The organism is Burkholderia sp. RF2-non_BP3, from assembly GCF_001522185.1.
Classification (GTDB): Bacteria; Pseudomonadota; Gammaproteobacteria; order Burkholderiales; family Burkholderiaceae; genus Burkholderia; species Burkholderia diffusa.
The window spans coordinates 30,077-54,227 of sequence record NZ_LOSU01000015.1 but is presented as its reverse complement, the minus strand read 5'-3'; the positions used below and the strand labels follow the sequence as shown (position 1 = coordinate 54,227).

Below are 24,151 nucleotides of genomic sequence, written 5' to 3'. Positions count from 1 at the left end.
AGGTTGGACGTTGATCCGCTTCGATGATCGAGGTGCCGCTGAAACGGCATCGCTTTTCGAGGAGCAAGCGCGCGATGCATTGCTTCTCGTCGCATGAAGTGCAGCCACGGTAGTGGCCGTCGCGCAGGGGCGCTGACGGACACCCCGGACACGAGGAGACTGCGATTCAAATGACACGAGCGAACAAATTTCACTGGCGAGCCGTTGTGCTCGCCGCTGCGGTAGGGGCGATCACGGTGGATGCATCGGCGGCGCTCCAGGCGCCAGCGGACCGCAATGATACGGTGGACGCCACGCTGGATCGAGGGACGGCGCAGGCGGCGGTAAAGATCTTCGACAAGGCATCAGGCGGCTACGATACGAACGACGCCCCAAAATGGGGACGAAATTCGTGGACATGCGAGTCCGCTACCGATTCAGCTACCGGCGCTTGTCCGACCGCCCCTGTATGGTTTGCGTCGGGAGAGTCGACCGCGATCAAGCTGAAGTTCAGGGAAAAAAAGACTGGCGCCACGGCGGAGCTGAATCTTCGCGGAGCGAACCATCACACTCGCCACCTTGATTGCAGCGGCAAAGCTGTCTCCGAAATCGTTTCAATCTCGCCAGTGCCCATCCAGGTCGCTGCAAGCGCCTACGTAAAGGATTGTTCCACCACAATCACCTGGGACGGAAGGGCGCTTTCTGTCACGATCCCCGCTGAAGAACTCAAGAAAATCCCCACGGGCGGATTCTGGACGGCGAACCTTCGATTGAATCTGAGACAGTGGGACGTCGGGGGAGTCGATCCGAAGATCGCCACGTTCACGGCGTCAATCAAGCTGAACGTCACCGACAAGAACAACATCCAGGTCTACCTGCCGGAGTTTGCGAATGCGACGCCCGTCGTCGACCTCAAGCTGCGCGCGCTGCCGAACGGCAGCCGGCTGAGCGGCACGTCCAACGTCGACATGTGCCTGTACGACGGTTACAACTCGCAGAGCACATGGTTTGACGTTACCGCGAGCGACGGCCTCACGATTGACCGGCGCGATAAGGGCAGCTATTCCGTGCTGCTGGAGTCGGACAAGAGCGGCGCATATGCGTCGCGCATCGATTACAACGCGAGTCTCACGTATGCCGGCAAGAAAATCGTGCTGCCGAACAATGAGACTGTTCGGCTTCAGGGTGTGAACAACAGCGCGGGGCGGACGGTCTCGCTGCCCGGCATTTCGGCTCCGGTCGTCTGCATGCCGACGCCGCTGACATTGGCGACGCCCGAATTCCAGTCGGTGTCGAAGCACCCCGGAAAGTACCGCAACAAGCTGACGATCACGTTCACACCGTCGTCGGCGAGTCTGTAAGCCCGGCCGTATCGTGCCGCCGGTCACACCCGTCCCATGATCCGCGTGCCGAGCGAGATGCCGAGTTCGGACAGCGAAGCATTGGTCGCGAGTTGGGCGGCTTCCCACCGCGACAGCGCGGCGTCGAATCCACTTGCGTGCACGCCGCCGCGCAGCGCTTCGGCAAGACCGACCGCATTCTCCGCCGCCTTCGCGACCCCGGCGGCCGTATGCGGTCGCACGAGGCAGGCCGCGTCGCCGAGCAGCACCGCGCGGCCGAACGCCATGCGCTCGACCGCGAGATCGAGGATCGCCTGCGCGAATGGCGCCCGGGTCGCGTCGACGAGCGCGGCGAGCGTCGGCGCGAGCAACCGGCGGCCGGCGTTCACGAGTTCGAGCCGGTTGTCGTCGCGCATCGCGCCGGGCGGCAGCGAGCCGTCGCGCTGCGTGCCGTCCTGCGCGAGAAACAGCGACGGCACGCGATCCTGCTCGAGCCGCCGGTACCAGACCCAGTTCACGCGCCGTTTGCCCGGCTCGATCGCGCCATCGCGGCCGGGCACCAGGTAAGTCAGGAACAGATGCGCGTTGCCTTGCTGGAACGTGAACCGATCGCGCAGCACCCGCAGCACCGTGTCGGGAAGCGTGTGCTCGTCGACGAGCCCGCGCCACGCGACGTAGCCCGCATACGCCGGCCGCGCGTCGGGCAGCAGTTGGGCGCGCACGGCCGAGCGGCCGCCGTCCGCGCCGACCAGCAGGTCGGCATGCTCGACGCGGCCGTCCGCGAAATGCGCGATCACGCGCGCGCCGTCCTGTTCGAACCGCTCGAACGATACGCCGGCGTGCACGACGCCGGCGGGCAGCGCGCGCTTCAGCGCGGTGTAGATCACGTTCCACGCGGTCTGCGTTTGCGGCATGTAAAGGCGCTGCACGATCCGGTCGTGCTCGTCGAGATAGATCCGGTCGACCGAATCGACGCCCGCATCGCGCGGCACCGGCACGCCGCCGAATGCGAACGCGCGCTCGATCGGCGGCTGCAGTACGATGCCGCCGCCGCGGCTGTCGAGGTCGTTCGGCGATTGCTCGAATACCTTGACGCGCCATCCGGCCGCGCGCAGCGCGGTCGCCGTGAACAGCCCGCCCACCGATCCGCCGATGACGATCGCCGACGGGCCCGAAACGTCGCTCATGATTCCCTTCCCTCGATGATTTGTCGCGCGCGGCGACTCAACTTTCCCGATGCTTCGGGAAACACGCCTGCAACGCGTTCACGCGCGCCGGCTGTTCTTCGCGCGCCATGTTGCGCGTGTCTCGGCCGACGGCCGGCCCGCTGCCGGCGTCGGCGGGGTCATGTGACGGTCACCATGCGGTCCGGCCGCACGCGCCCGGACGCGGGCGCAAATGCCTTTCGAGGATAGGCGAAGCGACCGGCACGCCGGTTGAATTGTTCTGAATTCGGCGGGCGGCGCGCGGGGCCGCGCTACACGCGGCGGCGTCGCCGCGCGCTCGCGCCGGACGCGAGTTGCTTCAGCGTAGCAGGCGTGCCGTGGAGAAACGCGTCGACCAGCCGTTCGATTTCGGTGTCGAGATCGTCGGGCACCGGCAGCCCGTAGACCCACTTGCGAACGCCGAAATAGAAGATGCTCGCGTGCAGGCTCCAGACGAGCTCGATTTCCGCGTTGCGCTGGGCCTCCGTCGCCGGCGTGGCGATGTCGTATTCGTGGCGCAGCTCGCGCAGCACCGGCAGGAACACGCGTTCGCGCAGCCGCGACAGATAGCGCGTGTTGAAGCCCTCGCGGCTGAGCCCCGCGAAGATGAAGGTGCGGATCCATTCGCGCCGCAGAATGGTTTGCGCGTACGCGCGGTAGAACGCGACGAGCCGCTCCTGCAGCGGGACCGTGCGATCCGCGATCATTTTTTCCCAGTCGGGGCTCCACGTGTAGACCTCGTCGTACACGCGATCGATCAGCGCCTCCTTGCTCGGGAAATACCGGTACAGCAGCGGCTGGGTGACGCCGATCTGCCGCGCAAGCTCGCGCGTGCTGCCGGAAAAGCCATGCGTCGCGAAGTGCTCGATCGCCTTCTCGACGATCTGCCGCTCGCGCGCTTCCGGCGCGAGGCGCCGGCCCGGCGTGACGGCGTTGCCGTCGGCGGCCGTCCCGCGCTCGCGGGCTGGCGTGCTGCGTTTTCTTTCGGTCATGCATCGGCTCCTGATCGCGTGCGCGCTTAAGCTATCGATCGAAAAATAACACGATCGGACCGCGAGGACCGCGCGCGGCGTGCCTGTCGACGCGATGCGGGACCCGTCGCGCAAGCGCCTCGCGTCGCGTCGAGCGCGCCATCCGGCCGGGCGTCCGGGCGTCCTGTTCAGGAAAATTCAGGCCCATCGCCATGACATTAAGACGCGCCTTAACTAGTCTTGCTTCCGAACAGCCGTTTGGACCGGACGCCAGTCGGCACCGCCGGGCCGTTCGGCACAACCGGAGCGGAACATGCGTGATCTGATCTCGCCGGACGCACGCATCGCGTGCGCCGGCGCCACCGTCGCCATCCAGGAGGCCGAGTCATGCCGACGGTAACCGCGGCCGCGGCGCCCGATCACGTGCGCGGCGAGGACGTGTTTCTCGCGTCGATCGCCGGCTACGTCGACACGCTCGGCTTCGTCGCGCTGTTCGGCCTGTTTACCGCGCACGTCACCGGCAACTTCATCCTGATCGGCTCGGGGCTGGCCGGCGTCGGGCAAGGGCTCGCGATCAAATGGCTCGCGTTTCCGGCCTTCATCGCCGGCATCGTCGGCGCGCGCGTGCTCGACCACCGGATGCGTTCGCTGGGCCACGGCCCGCGCGCGCGTTCGCTCTATGCGCTTCAGGCCGTGCTGCTGGCCGGGTTCATGCTGGCCGGCGTGATGGCGTCGCCGATCGCCGACGCCGATGCGCCGCGCACGATCCTGTGCGGTCTGCTCGGCGCCGCGGCAATGGGTGTCCAGAATGCGCACGGCCGGCTGACGGCCCGCTCGGTCGTCGCCAACACGGTGATGACGGGCAACGTCACGCAGGCGGTGATCGACGCGTTCGACTGGCTCGTGCCGCTTGCCGCGCCGGCCGAACGCGACGCCGCGCGCGTACGGCTGCGGCGCACGCTGCCGCCGGTCGCGGCCTTCGCGATCGGCGCGGGCGCGGGGGCCGCGGCGTACGTATTCGCCGCCTTCTGGGCGCTGGCGCTGCCGCTCGCGACCTTGTGCTTCCTCGCCTATCGATCCGGCCGGCCCGACGACGGGCCGGCATCACGCTGAATCCACGCGCGCCGCACGGCAGCGCTTGCCACTTTCAAGGAGAATTTCGATGATTGCACTGAAGTTGCGACAGGTATTGCGGATGACGGCCGCGTCGACGGCCGTGCTCGGCGCATTGCTGGCGACCGCGCCGGCCCACGCGGACGAGACGCGTCTGCTCGAGACCTCGTCGGCGAAGGTGCCGGCCGTCTCGGTCGGCCCGCAATACGACACGACGCACGTGTGCGTCGCGCCGGAAGACTTCGACCGCTTCACCGACAGCTTCGTCGCCACGTTCGGCGGCAAGAAGTCGCAGCAGGGCGTGTTCCAGGTCACGCCGACGCCGAGCCAGACGATGTCGCAGCTCGTGTTCACGCCGTCGGGCACGATCTCGGTGTTCGGCTTCAAGACGCCGATCCCGTATCCGTTCTGCGAGGAGCGCACCGGCTACCTCGTCACCGACATGGACGTCGCGATGAAGTCGGCGCGCGCGCACGGCGCGGACGTGGTCGTCGACACGTTCCCCGATCCGATCGGCCGCGACGCGATCATCCGCTGGCCGGGCGGCGTGAACATGCAGCTGTACTGGCACACCCAGGCGCCGCACTACGATCCGCTGCAGACCGTGCCGGAAAACCGCGTGTACGTGTCGCCGGAAAGCGCGAGCAAGCTGGTGCACGACTTCGTCGCGTTCTCGCGCGGCAAGGTCGTGTCCGACGTGCGCAAGGCGCCGGGCATCGAGATCGGCCGGCCGAACGACACGTACCGCCGCATCCGCATCGAGTCGGGCTTCGGCAAGATGACCGTGCTGGCCACCGACGGCCATCTGCCTTATCCGTTCGGGCGCGAAATGACGGGCTACGAAGTGGCGGACCTTGCGGCCACGCTGGAGAAGGCGAAGGCCGCCGGCGTGACGGTGCTGGTGCCGACCTTCACGTCGGACGGGCGCGATGCGGCGCTCGTGCAGTTCCCGGGCGGCTACGTCGCCGAGATCCACGCGCGGTCGAAGTGATGGAACGGCGGTCGATGAGGCGGACGTGGCGGGGCGTGTTGCCGGCCGCCGTGCTGGCGGGCGGCGTCGCGACGTACGCCGGGACGGCGGCCGGCGCCGAGGAAACCGCGGCGCCGGCCTCGACCGCCGCCGCGACGTGCACCGCGAAGCGTCCCGCGGTGCTGTTCAACCGCTGGCAGGAAGACTGGTCGGTGCTCGCGAATCCGTGCGTGCCGCGCAAGCCGCTCGACGGGCTGAAGTACATCCCGCTGGGCGGCGACCCGTCGACTTACCTGTCGCTCGGCGCGAACCTGCGCGAGCGCTTCGAGCTGAACAACGCGCCGCTGTTCGGGCTCGGCGCCGCCCACGACGACAACTACGTGATCCAGCGCGCGACGGTGCACGCGGATCTGCGCTATGCCGGGCATTTCCAGGCGTTCGTCCAGTTCGTCGATGCGCGGCCGTACGGCAAGGACACGGTCGGCCCGGTCGACAAGGATCAGCTCGACATCGAGCAGGCGTTCGTCGCGTACGTCGACCAGTTGGGCGGCGGCACGTTCAAGGCGCGCGTCGGCCGGCAGGAAATGGCGTACGACTTGCAGCGGTTCGTGTCGGTGCGCGACGGGCCCAACGTGCGCCAGGCGTTCGACGCGCTGTGGGCGGATTATGAAATCGGCAACTGGCGGCTGATCGGCTATGTGACGCGCCCCGTCCAGTATCGCAACGACGCGGTGTTCGACGACGTGTCGAACCGGCACCTCAGATTCGACGGCGTGCGGATCGAGCACAACGCGGTGGGGCCGGGCGAACTGTCGGGCTACTGGTCGCGTTATACGCGCGACAACGCGCGCTACATCGCGGGGGCCGGCACCGAGCGGCGCGACGTGTTCGACATGCGCTACGCGGGAAAGTCTTCCGGATTCGATTGGGATGCCGAAGCAATGCTGCAGACCGGGCACATCGGCCAGGACACGATCGGTGCATGGGCGTTCGGCGCGCTGGGCGGCTACACGTTCGCGAAGACGCCGGGCACGCCGCGCATCGGCATCCAGGTCGACGGCGCGTCGGGCGACAAGCATCCCGGCGACGGACGCATGGGCACCTTCAACCCGCTGTTCCCGAACGGCTATTACTTCACGCTGGCCGGTTACACGGGCTACAGCAACCTGATTCACGTGAAGCCGTCGCTGACGTTCAAGCCGGCCGGGAACGTGACGATGCTGACCGCGGTCGGTTTCCAGTGGCGCGCGACGACGGCCGACGCGATCTACGGGCAAGGGATGCAGGCCGTGCCCGGCACGGCCGGCAAGGGCGGCGCGTGGACCGGCATGTACGCGCAGGCCCGCGTGGACTGGCTCGTCAACGCGAACACGGCGCTGGCGGTCGAGGCGGTGCACTTCCAGCTCGCCGATTCGATTCGCGCGCTGGGCGCGCGCAATGCCGACTATGTCGGCGTGGAGGCGAAGTTCGGCTGGTGACGCGGCGCGGCGCGCGGCTTAGTGCTGCGCGCCGGCGAGCGTCTCGACGAAGTCGATGAACGCCGTGACGCGCTTCGAGCCGCGCTGATTCGGCAGATACAGCGCGGTGACGACCGAGCGCGCCGCATCGGGCATGACGTCGTACGCTTCGAACAGCCTGCGCAGACGGCCCGACTGGACGTCGCCGTCGACCAGCCAGTCGGGCAGCAGCGCGATGCCGGCGCCGTCGAGCGCGGCATCGCGCAACACTTCGCTGTGGTTCGACTTCAGCCGTCCGGCGACCAGCACTTTCGTCGTGCCGTGCGCATCGGCGAACGACCACGCCTGCTGGTCGCCGCCGAAGTGAAAGCGCAGGCACTGATGGTCGACCAGTTCGGCCGGGCTACCCGGCGCACCGTGCGCATCGAGGTAGTCGTGGCTCGCGACGACGAAGCGCTGGAAGGTGCCGAGCTGCCGCGCGACGACCTCCGCGGACGGCGCCGCCTCGCCAAGCCGGATCGCGACGTCGATCCGGCCGGCGACGAGATCGACGCGTTCGTCGGTGAGCTGCAGGTCGAGATCGAGCTTCGGGTAGCGCGCGAGGAAGGCCCCGATGTGCGGCGCGATGCGACGCACGCCGTACGCGACGGGCACCGACACGCGCAGCGGTCCGGACGGTTCGTCGCCGCGATCGGAGACGAGCGCGTCGGCTTCCGCGAGTTCCTCCAGCAGCCGCTTGGCCCGCGCGTAGTACACGGAGCCGGCATCGGACAGCGTGACCTGGCGCGTCGTGCGGTTCAGCAGCACGGTGCCGAGCGATGCCTCGAGCGCATCCACCGCGCGCACCACCGACGAGGCCGCGAGATCGAGACGCCGCCCCGCGCTCGAGAAGCCACCGGCTTCCGCTACTTCCACGAACGCGCGCAGCGCGGAGAATTTGTCCATGTCGTTGCCTTTGTGCATGCCGCAACGATGCGTTGCGTGCCGCTCGCATTCTATCGCCGGTCGGCAAGCGCTATCTTCGAGACTGCAATCAACAGGAGAGCGCAATGAATTCCGTCGAAGTCACGATCACCTACGACCTCATCTGCCCGTGGTGCTGGATCGCCGAGCGCAGGCTCGCGGAGGCGATCGACGAAGCCGGGCTCGCTGGCGACGTGAAGGTCCGGTTCGTGCCGTTCGAACTGAACCCGACGATGCCGGCCGCGGGCATGGAGCGCAAGGCGTACCGCAGCGCGAAGTTCGGCAGCTGGGCGCGCTCGCAGGCACTCGACGCGCAGGTGGCCGACGCCGGCCGCGCGGCGGGCCTCGTGTTCGATCATGCGCGGATCGCGCGCACGCCGAACACCCGGCTCGCGCACCGGCTCGTCTGGTTCGCGCAGCAGCGCGGCGGCGCGTCCGCGCTCGTCGATGCGCTGTTCGCCGCGTACTTCCGCGACGGCCGCGACATCGGCGATGCGGACGTGCTGGTGGAGCTTGCGGCGGGTGCCGGTCTGGCCGGCGACGCGGTGCGGGCGTTCCTCGCCTCTGACGAAGGGCTCGACGCGGTGATCGCGCTCGAGGCCGATGCGGTGCGCGCAGGCGTCGCGTCGGTGCCGTCGACGCGGATCGGATCCACGGTCGTCAGCGGCGCGCAGCCGGCCGCCGTGTTTCGCGATGCGTTGCTCGCCGCGCATCGCGCGCATCATCACGTCGCATGAATCCGGCCCGCAGCCGCGGCGCGTCGATTTTCAGAACGTTTCATATTCGGCTCAGGATTATTGCGAAACCGAACGGTACGCTCCATGTCGCGCGCATTTCGTCTGCCGGAGCGGCAGGCGCCGCGCGACGTCGACACGCAACCGTGGAACTCGGACATGAACACACTGAACCGGCGCATGCGCGCGTTGCGCTCCGGCGCCATGCATGCTCGCCGCATGGTGTGTCGGCCTGGTTGCCTTGGGCGGGTCGGCCGCCGGGGCGGCCGACGGCGTCAGCGCGATATGCCGCGCCGCCACGCGCCGGGCGGATGGCCGACGATGCGCGCGAAGAGGCGGTTCAGGTGACTCTGGTCGGCGAAGCCGCACGCGGCCGCGATTTCCGCGAGCGTCATGTCGGTCGTCTCGATCAGCTCGCGGGCGCGCATCACGCGCTGCTCCAGCAGCCATTGATGCGGCGTGCGCCCCGTCGTGCGCGAGAACGCGCGGATGAAATATCCGCGCGACAGATCGCATTCGTTCGCGACTTCCTCGATCGATACGCCGAGGTTCGCCTTCTCCATCAGCAGTTCCTTGGCGAGCGCCGTCTTGGCCGGCGACAGCAGGCCCTTGCGCTGCAGGTCGCGCGCATGCGCACTGCCGTACTGGCACGCAAGATGCGTGCCGATCGCGACGCCCATCTGCTCGACGAACAGCGTGTTCAGCGCACCCGGCACGTCGAGGCTGTCGGCGACCGCGTGCGCGAGGTGGCCGAGCACCGCGTCCTGCACGTCGGGCGCGCAGGTCAGGCCGGCGATTTCGGTGCCGTCGTGCTCGCGGCCGAGATGGCCGAGGTAGCTGTGCGACAGCTCGATCAGCATGAAGTCGAACTTGCCGTACAGGTCGGCGCGGAAATTCCGGGAAAAGTCGCGGATGTAGATGGAGTTGTGCTGAAACCGTCGCTCGGATTTGCCCGTGCCGCCATAGATCGTGCGCCGATGCCCGCCGTTCAGCGATACGCCGATCAGGAAGCCGCGATCGCTGGCGGCCATCTCGATGCGCTCGAATTGTTCGTCGCGCATGCATTTGCGATGGAGCGTCAGGCCGCCGGCCGACCTTTCAATATCCTTGGAAAGCAGGCTCGACATGCATCCGAGCGTGTCTTTCGGTGGCGCCGCGGCGGGCGCGACGAGGGCATCTGACATGTTGGAGCGTCCTTCGAGGGGTACGGCGCGCGAGCATTCTTGCGCGCAGTTTATACGGCGCGCCCGACAGGCCCACTGTAACTTGAATAAATGTCCGCTTGCTGATGAAAAATGCGCCGGCCGGGCCGGTTCATTGTGCCAGCACGCGAACGATTTCGCCGTCGCGCGAACGGCCTGCGGAGACCGTGGGCCGAATGATACTGCCCCATTCGGGTTCCCGCCGCACGGGTGCCAGCCGCGTGCCGTCGCGGCGGGCGCGAGTGCATTTTCATTCAAGATTTTTCTTTATGCGGCGTTTAGACTCGGCCCACTTTTTGACATTTCGTGCCCCGCGTGCCGCGCAGGCCCGGTGCGGGCTTCCGCCCCGGTGAACCGTGCGTTCACATGGCGGTCATCGTGGGGAACCTGGAGGCGGCCATGATCCAGATCGGGAATTTGTCGGTGGATTTCGAGCAGCGCGACATTCGCCATCACGGCGCGTCGCTGCGGATTGGCGCGCGCGCGCTCGACATACTGGAAGTACTGCATCGCGCGAACGGATCCCTCGTGTCGAAGGACGACATCATGGACGCGGTATGGCCGGGCCTGATCGTCGAGGAGAACCGGCTGCAAGTGCACGTCGCGACGCTGCGCAAGGCGCTGGGCCCGAACCGCGACCTGATCAAGACCGTGCCGGGCCGAGGCTACCTGCTGATCGCGCATCCGCCGGTCGCGCACACCGTGGCGCCGCCCGCGCCCGACGTGGCGCACGATACCGAAGCAACCGCCCATCCGGTGCCGCTCGTCGGGCGTCAAACCGAGATCGGGCAGATCGTCGACATGCTCGAACGGGTGCCGGTCGTCACGCTCGTCGGCGCGGGCGGCATCGGCAAGACGAGCCTCGCCGCGCGCGTCGCGCATGAATTGCGCGCGCGCTCGGGCGAGCGCGTGCTGTTCGTCGAACTGGCGTGTGCGACGACGCGCGACGACGTGCTGCGCGCGATCGGCACCGAACTCGGGCTCGACGCGGACGGCGTGCCTGCCGTCGAGCGGATCGGCGATGCATTCGCCGCGTCGCGCGGCCTGCTCGTGCTCGACAACGCGGAGCACGTCGTCGATCTGGTGGCCGACCTCGTCGAAACGCTGACGTCGCACAGCGCGGCGCTGCGCGTGCTCGTGACGAGTCGCGAGCCGCTTCATATTTCGGTCGAAGCCGTGTTTCGCGTGAGCCCGCTGGCGGTGCCGGACGGGCGCGCATCCGTCGACGAGATCGTGCGCCATTCCGCCGTCGAGCTGTTTCTGGCGCGGATTCGCGCCGCCACGCCCGATTGCGTGGTCGATGCGGCCGGCCTCCGGTTGATCGGCGATATCTGCCGGCGCCTCGACGGGTTGCCGCTCGCCATCGAGCTCGCGGCCGCGCGCGTCGCGACGCTCGGGCTCGAGGTCGTCGCGGCGCGTCTCGACGACAGGCTGAACCTGCTGACGGGCGGGCTGCGGTCGGCCTTGCCGCGTCACCAGACGCTGCGGGCCACGTTCGACTGGAGCTACGTGCTGCTGGATGCGGCCGCCCGGTCGCTGTTTCGCCGCATGGCCTGCTTCATCGGCCCGTTTACGTTCGATGCCGCGCGCGACGTCGCGATGGACCCGGGCATGCCGGCCGCCGAAATGGTCGCGCTGCTCGGCGAGCTGGTTGCGAAGTCGCTGGTCGCCGTCGAATTCAACGGCGCGCAGGCGCGCTACCGGCTGACCGAATCGACCCGCGCGTACGCGCTCGAGAAACTGCACAACGAGGGCGAATTCGACGCGGTCGCCGCCCGTCATGCGCGTTACGAACACGAGCAGGCGGAAGCGCGAATACTGGCCCAGGCACAGCCCGCGCACGCCGCGGGCCTGCGTCCCGACGCAGACGTGGCGCCGCTTCGCGAACGCGCGGCGGCCGGGCCGCAGGCCGCGGAAATCGACGGGCTGGCGCAGGCGTTGCTCGATCCGGCGCGCATGCGCGAATGTTCGCTACCCGCGCGACGCACACTCGACGCGCTCGACGCCGGCGCGCCGGAGGCCGTCGACGCCACGCGCGAGATGCGCCTGCGCGCGGCCTATGCGGCTGCACTGCTGCATACCGACGGCGATACGCACACGGCCGCCGCGATGTGGGACAGGACGCTCGGCCTCGCGGGCCGGGTCGGCGACGACGCGTTCGACGCGCGCGCGCTGGTCGGGCTGTGGAACACCATGCTGACGCGCTCCGACATTCATGAATCGCTGCGCTATGCGACGCGCTTCGAGCGGGCCGCGCAGCGGCGGGGCGACCCGTCGCAACGGCTGCTGGCGAGTGCGATGGTCGCGACTTCGCTGCATTACTTCGGCGAGCATGCGCAGGCGCGCGAGCGGCTCGAGGCGGCGACGGCCGAGCTGGCCGACGCCGGTGAACCGCCGTGCGCCGAAGCCGCGCTGGGCATCGATGTCGCGACGCTCGGCCGGACGATGCTGATGCGGCTCGTCTGGATCCAGGGCGATCCGGATTACGCGATGCGGCTGTCGGCGCAGGCGGTCGAACGCGCGCGCCGCAGCGGCTCGGGGCTGGCGTTGTGCGTCGTGCTCGGTGCCGCAGCCGTGCCGATCGCGTTGCGCTACGGCGATCACGATGCGATCTCCGACTATCTCGCGACGCTGCGCGCGACCGCCGACGCGAACGGCTTCGACATCTGGCGCAGCCATGCCGAATGTCTCGCCGGGCGGTTAGACATGCAGGCAGGCCATCCCGGCGCCGGCCTCGCGCGGCTCGAGCCCGCGCTGCGGCGCATCGAAGCGAGCGGGTTCCGGCGGCTGCTCGCGCCGCTGGTCGTCGCCTACGCGGAAGGGCTGACGCGCACCGGCCGCGCGGCCGACGCATGCACGAAGCTCGACGCGACGCTCGCGCGCTGCCGCGCGCACGGCGAGCATCTGTTCGTGCCCGAACTGCTGCGCGCGCGCGGGCTGGCGACGCTCGAACAGGCCCGCGCCGCCGATCCGGATCGCGCGGCCGCGTGCGAAGCGGACGGGCAGCATCACCTGTTGACGGCGATCCAGACGGCGAACGCGCAAGGCGCCGCGATGTGGGCGCTGCGCGGCACGCTGGACCTGGCCGATCACCTGATCGAGCGCGGGCGCATCGCGCAGGCATCGTCGCTGGTGGCCGACCTGTCGGGGCAGATCGACCCGCAGTCGCGCGCGTTCGACGTCCGGCGGCTGGCGCGTCTGCAGAACTTCGTTCGCCAGGAGACCAGCGCGTCGACCGGCTCGACGCGCGCGCGACGCGAGGCGGCGGATGCGATGCAGTCGGCGGCGTGACGGCGCGCGGGCCGATCGTTCAATGTTCAAGGAGGAAGGGATGGTCGGTGGATCGTCAAACCGGATGCACGCCGCGTGCGGCCGCATGCCGGCTTTCGGCGCACACGGGGGGGCCTGACGGTGCTCGAGACGACGGCATCCGCCGAAGCGGCGGACCTCATCGTATACAACGGCAAGATCGCGACGCAGGACGCGCGGCAGTCGTTCGTGACCGCGCTCGCGGTCAAGGACGGCCGGATTCTCGCAACGGGCAGCGGGCACGACGTGATGCGCCATGCGCGCGACGGCACGCTGCGCATCGACCTGAACGGCCGCACCGTGATCCCGGGGCTGAACGATTCGCACCTGCACGCGATTCGCGGCGGCCTGAACTTCAACCTGGAACTGCGCTGGGACGGCGTGCCGACGCTGGCCGACGCGCTGTGCATGCTGCGTCGCCAGGTGCTGCGCACGCCGGCGCCGCACTGGGTGCGCGTGGTCGGCGGCTGGACCGAATTCCAGTTCGCGGAAAAGCGCGGGCCGACGGTGGCCGAGCTCAACGCGATCGCGCCCGACACGCCGGTCTTCATCCTGCACCTCGGTGACAGTGCGCTGCTGAACGCGGCCGCGCTGCGTGCGATCGGCTACGGCCGCGACACGGGCGATCCACCCGGCGGCGAGATCCAGCGCGATCGCCTCGGCAGGCCGACCGGCATGCTGATCGCGCGCCCGGACATGGGTGTCCTGCACGCGGCGCTCGAGCGCGGCCCGAAACTGGACCACGACGAGCAGATGAATTCGATGCGGCAGTTCATGCGCGAACTGAACCGCCTCGGCGTGACGAGCGCGATCGATGCCGGCGGCGATTTCCAGTCCTATCCGGACGACTACGGCGCGATCATGGCGCTCGCGCAGCGCGGTGAAATGACGGTGCGCATCGCGTACAGCCTGTTCGTGCAGCACGCCGGGAGCGAGATCGACGACTACGCGCAGTGGGTGACGCTGGCGAAACCCGGCGACGGCGACGCGTTCCTGCGCATGAACGGCGCGGGCGAACTGCTCGTGTATTCCGCGGCCGATTTCGGCAATTTTCTCGAGCCGCGCCCCGATCTGCCGGAAGCGCTCGAGACGGAACTGGCCGCCGTGGTGCGGCTGCTGGTGCGGCACCGCTGGCCGTTCCGGCTGCACGCGACGTACGACGAATCGATCGGCCGTTTCCTGAACGTGCTCGAAGCCGTGCACCGCGAGGTGCCGTTCGACGGACTGCGCTGGTTCCTCGACCACTGCGAGACGATCTCGGATGCGAACATCGCGCGCATCGCCGCGCTGGGCGGAGGCGTGACCGTTCAGCACCGGATGGCGTACCAGGGCGAGTATTTCATCGCGCGCTACGGCGCGGAAGCGGCCGCGCGCACGCCGCCGATCCGCGCGATGCTGGCGGCCGGGCTGCCGGTCGGCGCGGGCACCGATGCGACGCGCATCGCGAGCTACAACCCGTTCCTGTCGCTGTACTGGATGGTGTCCGGGCGCACCGTCGGCGGCACGGCGCTCTATCCCGAATGCAACCGGCTCAGCCGCATGGAGGCGCTACGCCGCTACACGGTGGGCAGCGCGTGGTTCTCGAACGAAGACGATCGCAAGGGCGCGCTCGTGCCGGGCCAGTATGCGGATTTCGCGGTGCTGACGGACGACTATTTCACGATCGACGAGTCGCAGATCAAGTCGCTGGCGTCGGTGCTGACGGTCGTCGACGGCAAGGTCGTGCACGCCGACGACGAGTTCGAAACGCTGGCGCCGCCGCCGCTGCCGGTCAGCCCCGCGTGGTCGCCGGTGGTCGAGTTCGGCGGCTTCGCGCGGCGTGGCTGGACGGCCGCGATGCCGAAGCGCGCGGCGGCCGACGGCCACCCGGATGCGCGCGCCGCGCGCGGTCATGCGGGCCGTTTCGCGCAGCGCCTGCAGGCGGCCGCGCGGGAGGTCGTCGAGCAGTGCGAAGGATTGGTCTGCCACGGTGCCGCCTTTTAGGACGGCATGGGTCGGCGGGCGGAATGGCGGTGCCGGTGCGTACCGCGCGGCGAATGGATAATTTTGTGCCCCGGCAACGGGCAGAAGGAGACGAGATGAGTGCTGCGCACACGTGTGCACGGGCCGACGACGAAGTTGCCGGCGTTCGCATTCCCCGGACGCCGATGACGATCGAAGCCGTCGAGGCCGCATGCGCGTCGCTGCCGCGCGTGATCGCCGATCATGCATGCCGGGTGTTCGTCCTCGCGTCGCTCGCCGCGCGCCGTGCCGGCGAGACGCTCGATGCCGATGCGCTGTACGTGGCCGCGATGTACGCGAACATGGGCTTGAGCCCGGCCTACTCCCGCTCGACCGAACGCTACGAGATCGACAGCGCCGATGCCGCGCAGGCGTTCCTGTCGCGCCACCAGATTTCGCAGCAGCTGCGCGACGAGGTGTGGTGCGCGATCGCGCTGCATACGACGCCCGGCGTGGCCGCGCGCATGTCGCCGCTCGCGCGTGCGCTGGCGTTCGCCGTGTCGACCGACCTGATGGCGACCGGCTTCGACGCATATTCGGCGGACGAGCGTCGCGCGCTGCTCGCCGCCTACCCGCGCGGCGAAGGATTCGGCGATGCGTTCCTCGACGCGCTCGCGCGCGGTGTCGCGCATCGGCCGGCGTCGACGTTCGGCACGTGGAGCGCGGATGTGCTCGATCGGGCCGATCCGGATTTTCGCCGGCCGAATTTCTGCGGCCGTGTGCTCGGTTCGCGCTGGCAGGACGCCTGAGCACATTCTTCGCGATCCTGATGATCGGGCCGGTCGCGGCGGCAGCGGGGGCTGCCGCCGGCGCAGTGCGCTGACGGTCAGGCGGTCAGGCCCGCCGCGTCGTGACGCGCGTAGTCGACGTATCCCGCGCGGTCGCCGCCGTACCAGCCGACCGTCTTCGGCGCGGCGAGCGGCGCATTCGCGGCGATCCGCTCGACGAGGTCCGGGTTCGCGATGTATGCGCGCGCGAACGCGACGAGATCGGCATCGCCCGCGTCGATCAGCGCATTCGCGGCGTCCGGCGCGATGCCGCCGTTGACGATCAGCGTGCCGCGGTACGCGTCGCGCGTGTTGGCGATGATGCGCGGCAGGTCGGGCTCGCCGCTCCAGCCGTTGGTGTCCGCGGCGTGCACGTAGGCGACGCCGGCTTCGTCGAGCATGCGCCCGACGTAGGCGTAGGTCGCATCCGGATCCGCGTCGCGCACGTTGTTGTACTTCGCGTACGGCGAGATGCGCACGCCCACGCGATCGAGCGGCAGCACGCCGCCGACGGCGTCGACGATTTCCTCGAGGAAGCGCGCGCGGTTCGCGAGCGAGCCGCCGTAGCGGTCGTCGCGGCGGTTCAGCGTCGACGACAGGAACTGGTGCGGCAGGTAGCCGTTGGCCGCGTGAATCTCGACGCCGTCGAAGCCGGCCGCCTTCGCCCGAAGTGCCGCCTGGCGAAATTCCTCGACCGTCGCGGCGACCTCGTCGGTCGTCATCGCGCGCGACGGCGTCGCATGAATCTTCGTGTAGTAGCCGTTCTGCAACTGCGCCCACACCTGCAACTGTTCGAGATCGTCGTTGACGCCGGACGGCGACAGCGGCGCCGCGCCGCCGAGCAGCGTCAGCGAACTGACCCGGCCGCCGTGCCACAGCTGCGCGAAGATGCGACCGCCGTTGGCATGGACCGCGTCGGTGACCTGCTTCCAGCCGGCCGCCTGCTCGTCGGTGACGAGCCCCGGCGTGAGTTCGAATGCCGCGGAGGCCGGGCTGACGTTGGTCGCTTCGGTGACGATCAGGCCGGCGGACGCGCGCTGGGCGTAGTACTCGGTCATGAGCGCGGTCGGCAGGCCGCGCGACGGCGCGCGAGAACGCGTCATCGGGCCCATCACGATACGGTTGGGAAGCGGCAGGCCGCGCAGATCGTAGTGGCTGAGCAAGGTGGACATGATGGATTCCTTGTGCGTGGGGCAGGGCGCCGCCGCGAATCGTCCGGCTGCGGCCGGTGCGGCGGCTGGCCCTGCGGGAAGTCGGAGATGACGTGCCGGCAGCGTTCCGTTGCGCGAGAGGCCCGAGCGCCATTCGCGCGCGAACCGGTGCCGGCGCCGGTTCAGGCCTGTGCGTGGCGTTCCGCGTGCGGTCGCCCGATCACGAGGTAGTGGGCGAGCGCGACGATCGGGAACACGCCGGCGACGGCGGCGACGAGCGGCCAGCCGCCATGCTCGTACAGCGGGCTGGCGAGCGCGGAGCCGATGGCGCCGCCGACGAAGATGCTCGTCATGTACAGCGCGTTCAGGCGGTTGCGGCTCGCCGCATGCAGCGCATAGATCTCGCGCTGGCCGAGCACCATGTTCATCTGCACCGCGAAGTCGAGCACGATGCCGGTGACGACGAGGCCGTACAGCCCGGCGCCATGGACGAGCGCGACCGCATACGACAAGGCGCCTGCGACCAGTGCGATCAGCGTGGCCCGCACCGTGTGGCCGGCATCCGCGAGGCGGCCGGCGACGGGCGCCGACGTCGCGCCGATCGCGCCGACCAGCGCGAACAGGCCGATGGCCGATTGCGACAGGCCGTAGTGACGCGTGAGCTCGACCGGCACGGCGGTCCAGAACAGGCTGAACGACGCGAACATCAGGCCCTGGTAGAACGCGCGATGGCGCAGCACCGGCATCGTGCGCACGAGATGCAGCAGCGAGCCGATCAGTTCGAAATAGGTCGCGCGATGATCGGGCTGGCGCGACGGGATCGTCAGCGCGAGCACGGCCGTCACGAGCGTCATCAGCACGGCGGCGGCCGCGAACACGAAGCGCCAGCCGAACGCGTCGGCCACCACGCTCGACAGCGGACGCGCGAGCAGGATGCCGAGCAGCAGCCCGCTCATGATCGTGCCGACCACGCGGCCGCGCGAATGATCGGGCGCCAGGTGCGCGGCGAGCGGCACGAGGATCTGCACGGCGACCGAGCTGAAGCCGATCAGCAGCGAGATCGCGAGGAACGGCCCGGGCGTATGCACCATCGCCGCGGCCGCGAGGCTCGCGATCGACACGACGGCGGTCGTGATCATCAGCTTGCGGTTCTCGAGCAGATCGCCGAGCGGCACGATGAAGAACAGGCCGAATGCGTAGCCGATCTGCGTCAGCGACACGATGAGGCTCGCGGTTTCGCCGGACATGTGCAGGCTGGGCGCGATGAGTTCGGTGATCGGCTGCGCGTAGTACAGGTTCGCGACGATCGCGCCGCAACTGAACGCGAACAGCAGGATGAGGCCCTGCGTGAGCTTGGTCGCGTGCCCGTGGGCAGCGAGCGGGGTGGATTCTGCTGACATGATCGACTCCTTGAAAGAGATGTCGGGAGCCCGTTCTTCGGGCGGGCGGTGCGATTGTCGATGCGGCGAAACGACAGTCGCCGCATTGCCGTCAAGATTATTGATCGATCGATAACAAGGGAATACGCCCGCTGCGCAATCGAGCATTGCGTGGCGCGCAAAGGGGGCGGATCGCGCGTGGAATCACGCGCGGGCGCTGCCGCGCGAGCGTGAAGCGGGCCTCCGGCGCGGATATCGCGGCTCGCGAAGCCCATGAAACCAGTCTGGATCGCGCGGACTGAATTGTCCTGAAACGCCGCTTTAAATCATTTGATTCATGCGGCGCGCGACGAGGGTGTCGCTGTCAGCCGCGCTTGCCCTGCAGCGTCGGAATCTCCGCGAACAGGCCCGCGAGCCATTCGACGAAGAGCTTGAGCTTGACCGGCGTATGCCGGTTGGGCGGATACAGGATCGAGATCGGCCGGGGCGGCGGGTTGAAATCGGTCAGCACCTCGCGCAGACGCCCCGATTTCAGGTACGGCTCGACCAGGTACAGCGACGTCTTGATCAGGCCGATCCCCGCGAGGCCGCATTCGATGTAGGTGTCGGCGTCGTTCACCGCGACCGTGCCGCACATCTGCACGATGCGCGGTTCGCCGTCGACGACGAAATCCCACGGACGCGGCCGGCCCGTATCGGCCGAGATGTGGCTGACCGCGACGTGTTGCGCCAGGTCGTCCACCGTTTCGGGGGCGCCGCATCGTTCGAGATAGGCGGGCGCCGCGCAGGTGCAGGTGGTGAGGCTGCCGATCCGTTTCGCGACCATGCCCGAATCGTCGAGCGCGCCGATGCGCACGACGCAATCGACGCCTTCGCCGATCAGATCGATCTGCCGGTCGGTCACGCCGAGTTCGACCGAGATGCCCGGATTGGCGGCGAGAAACTCCGGCAGCGCGGGCACCATGATCTGCTTCGCCATGGCCGGCGGCAGGTTCACCTTCAGGCGGCCGCGCGGCACGTTGCGCGCCTGCGAGACGGCCGCTTCCATGTCGTCGATCTCGCGCAGCACGCCGACGCAGCGTTCGTAATAGGCCTGCCCGTCCTCGGTCAGCGAGATGCGGCGCGTCGTGCGGTTCAGCAGCCGGCAGCCGAGATGCCGTTCGAGCGTGCTCAGCAGCGCGGACACGCGCGGCGTCGTGAGTCCGGTCGTGTCCGACGCGCGCGTGAAGCTGCCCGTCTCGACGATGCGCGTGAACACGCGCATCGAAAGCAAGGTATCCATCGTTCAGAAATCTCCAGCCTGTCGATTGTCGGCGCCGGTGCGTGCCGGCGCGATCGGTTGTGATCCGCGGCTATGCGTCGATGCGTTTCCTGAGCGAATCGCCGGCGAACGGCATTTCGCGCATGCGCTGCCCGGTCGCGTCGAAGATCGCGTTGGCCAGCGCGCCGGCGGTCGGCCCCATCGACGCCTCGGCCGCGCCGAGAAACGGCGCGCCGGGACGATTGATCAGGTGCACCTTCACGCTCTGCGGCGCGGCCGGGAAACGCAGGATCGGATAGCTGCTCCAGTCGAAACTGCGAATGCGCTGCGTATCGTATTTCAACGCCTCGTACAGCGTCCAGCTCGCGGCCTGCACGATGCCGCCCTCGATCTGGTTGCGGATGCCGTCGGGCGACACGATCTGGCCGGCGTCGACGGCGACTTCCGCGCGGTCGAGCGTCACGTGACCCGTCTCCGGCACGACCGTGACCTCGACCGCGATCGCGACGTAGCCCATCAGGTTCTTGTATTTGCCGAACGCGAAGCCGACGCCGCGATTGCGTGCACGCGGCGGCCGCGGCCAGCCGAATCTGGTCGCGGCGAGCTGGATCACCTGGCGCGCGCGGTGATCCTCCATGTGGCGCAGGCGGAATTCGACCGGATCGACGCCGGCGGCGTGCGCCAGCTCGTCCATGAAGCTTTCGATGGCCCAGACGTTCGTGTGCGCGCCGAGCGAGCGCATCGCGGAAGTCTGCAGCGGCATCGTCGGCGAGAAGTTGTTGACGATGTGCATGTTCGGCAGCGCGTACAGCGGGATCGCATTGCGATCGCCGCCGCCCTCGGGCTGCAGCATCGGCGTCGACGGCGCGGACACGAACGGCGGCTCGAGCATGCGGGCGGGCAGAAGCCGGCCGGCGTTGACGATGCGCTCGTTGTGCGAACTGCTCCACAGCGCGTAGTTCCAGTCGACGATGCGGCCGCCCGCATCGAGCGATGCGCTGAGCTCGGTGACCATCGCCGGCGTGAAGTGGTCCCACGTATGTTCCTGCTCGCGCATCCACTGCACGCGGATCGGCTTGCCGGGCATCGCGGCCGCGATCAGCGCGGCATGCGCGGCCGCGTCGTCCGCGCCGTTGTGCCCGTAGCAGCCGGAGCCCTCGGTGTGGATGCAGCGCACGTTCGCCTTCGGCATCGACAGCATTTCCGCGAGCGCGTCGCGCAGCGGATAAACGCCTTGCGAGTGGGTCCACACGGTCAGCGTGCCGTTCTCGAGATGAGCGACCGAACACGATGGCCCGATCGAGCCGTGCAGCAGATAGTTCTTCAGGAACGTGGCGGAGAGCGTCTTCGTCGCCGGCGCGCTCGGCGCGTGCGTGTTGGCGATCTCGATGCGCTGGGTCGCGATCCGCTTCAGGTCCGCGTGGACCGTCTCGCGGTCGGGCAGCGGCCGGCCGCCGGACCAGCGACAACCGGCGGCCAGCGCGCGCTGCGCGAGCACCGCCTGCCATTCGCCCTGGGCGACGACGGCGAGCATGCTGCCGTTGCGCACGATCCGCACGACGCCCGGCATCTTCAGGATCGCAGCTTCGTCGAACGACAGCAGTTTCGCGTCGTACACCGGCGGCATCACGGCCCGCGCATGCAGCATGCCGGGCAGCGTCATGTCCTGCACGTAGCTGACGCCGCCCGTGACCTTGTTCGGAATGTCCACGCGCGGCAGCGACGTGCCGATCACGGCGAACGTGGCCGGCGGTTTCAGCGGCGACGTCGGCGTGGCGTTGCGGTGCAGGTCGACGGTGCGCACCGCGTCGGCGTAGCGCATCGTGCGGCCGTCCGGCGCCTTGATGACGGCGTCGGCGACGGTCAGCGTGCGCGGATCGACGCCGAACTGCTTCGCCGCGCCGTCGACCAGCAGGCCGCGCACCTGCGCGGCGGCGTTCAGCAGCGCGGAGCCGCTGTCCGCCATCGTGTGGCTGCCGGCCGTCAGGCCTTCGTCGGGCGACGCGCCGGTGTCGGCGGTCAGGAACGTGATCAGCGAGGGCTTCATGTTCAGCTCCTCGGCGGCCACCTGCAGCAAGGCGGTGCGCACGCCGGTGCCGAGCTCGACCTTGCCGGTAAACACGGTGACCTTGCCATCGGGCGCGATCTTGATCCACGCGTCCAGCAGCGGGTTGGTCTTCAGGCTGCCGGCCAGCGTTTCGGTGGCCTTGGCGACGTGGACGGCGGCGCCTTCGTCCGCGATCACGACCTCGGCGAGCGCGCGCGCGGCGGGCGCGAGGGTGAACGCGACGAAGAGCGCGCCGGAAACCATGAAGTGCCGGCGGCCTTCGTCGATGTCGTCGGGTGCGTTCATCAGATTTCCTTATTGATCATGACGGGCGCGGCGGACGGTTCCGGCTCGGGCATCCCCGCGACCTGGCGTACGGCCGCCAGGATCCGCATGTGGGTGCCGCAACGGCACAGGTTCGGTTCCATGTGGGCGCGCAGCTCGCGTTCGGTCGGCTTCGGGTTGCGTTCGAGCAGCGCCTGCGCGCGCATGATCATGCCCGCGATGCAGTAACCGCACTGCGCCGCCTGATGATCGATGAACGCCTGCTGCAGCTTGCCGGGATGCTCGGCGGTGCCGAGGCTTTCCAGGGTCCTGACGCGACGCTCGCCGAGCGCGGCGACCGGGATCAGGCACGAGAACATCGGCTTGTCGTCGACGATCACGGTGCACGCGCCGCATTGCCCGAGGCCGCAGCCGAACTTCGCGCCGTGCAGGTGCAGGTCGTTGCGCAGCGCGTACAGGAGCGGCGTCGAGGGATCGATGTCGAGCGTGTGTCGCACGCCATTCACGGTGAGGGCGATCATTGCGCGCGGTCCTCCTTTCTGAGCTTCGCGGCGAGGGTGTCGACGCCGGTCCATGCGGCGCGATCGGAATATGTTTCGCGGAGATAGGCGGCGAGATCCGCGATCTGCCCGTCGTCGTACTGGTCGATATAGGACGGCATGTAGTTCAGCGTGTCCTCGCCGTGCCAGCCGATACCGTTGAACATCATCTGGATCGCGTTGCGCGGCGTGTCGGCGGCGATCGCCGTGCTGAACGCGAGCGTCGGCCGTTCGTCGATCGACTGCATCGGCGACGCCGGCCCGTGGCACTGCGCGCACGACGCCTGGAACAGCACCGCGCCGCGCTGTCCGGCGGGCGTCGTCGGGCCGTGTCCCGCGCCGGCCGTTGCCGGACGGGCGGCGGCCGGCTTCTGGATGGACAGGATGTACGCGGCGATCGCCTCGACGTCCTCCACCGGCACCGTCGCGAGATCGCGCGTGACCGGCAGCATCGGTCCGGCGGCCGCGCCATGCTCGCTCGCGCGGCCGGTGCGCAGGTACGTGACCAGTTGCGCCTGCGTCCACGGCCGGACCGCGTGACCGAGCGTGTTGAGCGGCGGCGCTTCCCAGCCGTCGACGATGCCGCCGTCGAACGCCTTGCCGGCCTGTTCGCCGCCGATCGCATTGAGCGGCGAATGGCACGACGCGCAGTGCCCGAGGCCGTCGACGAGCGCCTTGCCGCGATTCCATTGCGCGGATTGCGACGGGTCGGGCTGGTATGCACCCTCGCGCAGGAACAGCACGTTCCAGAACGCGACCAGCGCCCGGAAGTTGAGCGGGAAGATCAGGTCGTTCGCCGGCGTCTTCGTCTGGACCGGTTCGCGCGTCATCAGATACGCGTACGCCGCCGCGATGTCCTGGTCGGACATGCGCGTGAAATGGATGTACGGAAAGGCCGGATACAGCGGATGGCCGTCGCGGGCGATGCCGCTGCGCAGCGCGCGCGCGAATGCCGCCTGCGACCAGCGGCCGATGCCCGTGTCGGCATCCGGCGTGATGTTGGTCGCGTAGATCGTGCCGAACGGCGTCGCGAGCGGCAGGCCGCCGGCGAACGGCTTGCCGTCCTTCGCGGTGTGACAGACGACGCAGTCGCCGAGCGCGACGACGCGCGCGCCTGCGCGAATGAGCTGCGGATCGAACGACGCGCGCGCGGGCGGATCGATCGGCGCGATCGACGGCCGGAACATGATGCCGATCGCGACCGCGAGGCCGACGACCGCGACACCTGCCGCGCCGAACCAGAGACGTTTGTGCTTCATGCGCGCTCCCGGCGAGCCGGTTCGTTCGGCGTCGTGCAGTTGGCGAGGCAATGGAAAGGGCGTCGGCCGTGCGGTACGCGCGATGCGGCGCGGATCCGCTTGCCGTGACAGGCGTGCCGGCGCGTGCCGGCAGCGGCGGTTGCGGCCGGGGCCGACGGATGGCGATGGCGCATGGCCGACCGGTTCGGCCATGACGAGCCGGGCCGGCGATGGCGATTC

Annotated in this window: 18 protein-coding genes; 8 read left to right on the top strand and 10 right to left on the bottom strand. The window is 69.0% G+C overall.

The features are described 5' to 3' along the window. Positions 1-170 precede the first annotated feature (170 nt). On the top strand, positions 171-1,340 hold the full coding sequence (locus WS45_RS06640; RefSeq protein ID WP_059698939.1) for a CfaE/CblD family pilus tip adhesin: 1,170 nt from the start codon (positions 171-173) through the stop codon (positions 1,338-1,340). 23 nt (positions 1,341-1,363) lie between these two features. Here WS45_RS06640 and WS45_RS06635 read toward each other — a convergent pair whose 3' ends face one another. Together WS45_RS06635 and WS45_RS06630 are read right to left on the bottom strand one after the other, a co-directional pair. Continuing rightward, positions 1,364-2,506 carry an FAD binding domain-containing protein gene (locus WS45_RS06635; RefSeq protein WP_059698937.1) on the bottom strand — a complete coding sequence of 381 codons (1,143 nt, stop codon included), beginning with the start codon at positions 2,504-2,506 and terminating at the stop codon, positions 1,364-1,366. Between the two features lie 290 nt (positions 2,507-2,796). Then, positions 2,797-3,516 carry a TetR/AcrR family transcriptional regulator gene (locus WS45_RS06630; protein ID WP_059698935.1) on the bottom strand — a complete coding sequence of 240 codons (720 nt, stop codon included), beginning with the start codon at positions 3,514-3,516 and terminating at the stop codon, positions 2,797-2,799. A 366-nt stretch (positions 3,517-3,882) separates the two neighbouring features. On the opposite strand from WS45_RS06630, the gene WS45_RS06625 reads away from it, so the two are divergent. Genes WS45_RS06625 through WS45_RS06615 form a run of 3 tightly spaced genes read left to right on the top strand, consistent with a single transcriptional unit; the run spans position 3,883 to position 7,056 of the window. After that, positions 3,883-4,608, top strand: coding sequence for a YoaK family protein (locus WS45_RS06625; RefSeq protein ID WP_059534426.1), 726 nt, complete (start codon positions 3,883-3,885; stop codon positions 4,606-4,608). A gap of 49 nt (positions 4,609-4,657) precedes the next feature. Further along, positions 4,658-5,599 (top strand): hypothetical protein, encoded by a 942-nt coding sequence (locus tag WS45_RS06620; protein ID WP_059534424.1) that lies wholly within the window; start codon positions 4,658-4,660, stop codon positions 5,597-5,599. A 14-nt stretch (positions 5,600-5,613) separates the two neighbouring features. Further along, positions 5,614-7,056 (top strand): alginate export family protein, encoded by a 1,443-nt coding sequence (locus WS45_RS06615; RefSeq protein WP_059698985.1) that lies wholly within the window; start codon positions 5,614-5,616, stop codon positions 7,054-7,056. 18 nt (positions 7,057-7,074) lie between these two features. On the opposite strand, the gene WS45_RS06610 is transcribed toward WS45_RS06615, so the two are convergent. Continuing rightward, on the bottom strand, positions 7,075-7,980 hold the full coding sequence (locus WS45_RS06610) for a LysR family transcriptional regulator (protein WP_059534422.1): 906 nt from the start codon (positions 7,978-7,980) through the stop codon (positions 7,075-7,077). 104 nt (positions 7,981-8,084) lie between these two features. Here WS45_RS06610 and WS45_RS06605 point away from each other — a divergent pair, with 104 nt between their 5' ends. Beyond that, entirely contained in the window at positions 8,085-8,735 is a 651-nt protein-coding gene (locus WS45_RS06605) for a DsbA family oxidoreductase (protein WP_059698932.1), read from the top strand. 272 nt (positions 8,736-9,007) lie between these two features. Here WS45_RS06605 and WS45_RS06600 read toward each other — a convergent pair whose 3' ends face one another. Continuing rightward, on the bottom strand, positions 9,008-9,916 hold the full coding sequence (locus tag WS45_RS06600; protein ID WP_059698930.1) for a helix-turn-helix domain-containing protein: 909 nt from the start codon (positions 9,914-9,916) through the stop codon (positions 9,008-9,010). Positions 9,917-10,333: 417 nt separating this feature from the next. Here WS45_RS06600 and WS45_RS06595 point away from each other — a divergent pair, with 417 nt between their 5' ends. The 3 genes from WS45_RS06595 (at position 10,334) to WS45_RS06585 (ending at position 15,993) form a co-directional block, all read left to right on the top strand. Further along, positions 10,334-13,225, top strand: coding sequence for an ATP-binding protein (locus tag WS45_RS06595; RefSeq protein WP_059698983.1), 2,892 nt, complete (start codon positions 10,334-10,336; stop codon positions 13,223-13,225). A 120-nt stretch (positions 13,226-13,345) separates the two neighbouring features. Further along, entirely contained in the window at positions 13,346-15,226 is a 1,881-nt protein-coding gene (locus WS45_RS06590) for an amidohydrolase (protein WP_059698928.1), read from the top strand. Between the two features lie 95 nt (positions 15,227-15,321). Continuing rightward, entirely contained in the window at positions 15,322-15,993 is a 672-nt protein-coding gene (locus WS45_RS06585; protein ID WP_059698926.1) for a hypothetical protein, read from the top strand. 77 nt (positions 15,994-16,070) lie between these two features. On the opposite strand, the gene WS45_RS06580 is transcribed toward WS45_RS06585, so the two are convergent. The 6 genes from WS45_RS06580 to WS45_RS06555 all read right to left on the bottom strand — a co-directional run bounded on the left by WS45_RS06580 (position 16,071) and on the right by WS45_RS06555 (position 23,932). Next, positions 16,071-17,183 (bottom strand): alkene reductase, encoded by a 1,113-nt coding sequence (locus WS45_RS06580; protein WP_059698924.1) that lies wholly within the window; start codon positions 17,181-17,183, stop codon positions 16,071-16,073. Between the two features lie 161 nt (positions 17,184-17,344). Then, on the bottom strand, positions 17,345-18,562 hold the full coding sequence (locus WS45_RS06575) for an MFS transporter (protein ID WP_059534411.1): 1,218 nt from the start codon (positions 18,560-18,562) through the stop codon (positions 17,345-17,347). A gap of 343 nt (positions 18,563-18,905) precedes the next feature. Next, positions 18,906-19,823 (bottom strand): LysR family transcriptional regulator, encoded by a 918-nt coding sequence (locus tag WS45_RS06570; protein ID WP_059690260.1) that lies wholly within the window; start codon positions 19,821-19,823, stop codon positions 18,906-18,908. A gap of 70 nt (positions 19,824-19,893) precedes the next feature. Then, entirely contained in the window at positions 19,894-22,155 is a 2,262-nt protein-coding gene (locus tag WS45_RS06565) for a xanthine dehydrogenase family protein molybdopterin-binding subunit (RefSeq protein ID WP_059698922.1), read from the bottom strand. Next, on the bottom strand, positions 22,155-22,655 hold the full coding sequence (locus WS45_RS06560; RefSeq protein ID WP_059534405.1) for a (2Fe-2S)-binding protein: 501 nt from the start codon (positions 22,653-22,655) through the stop codon (positions 22,155-22,157). The genes WS45_RS06565 and WS45_RS06560 overlap by 1 nt, the downstream gene beginning before the upstream one ends. Then, positions 22,652-23,932, bottom strand: coding sequence for a cytochrome c (locus WS45_RS06555; protein ID WP_059698981.1), 1,281 nt, complete (start codon positions 23,930-23,932; stop codon positions 22,652-22,654). Before WS45_RS06555 ends, WS45_RS06560 begins: the two co-directional genes overlap by 4 nt. Positions 23,933-24,151: the final 219 nt, after the last annotated feature.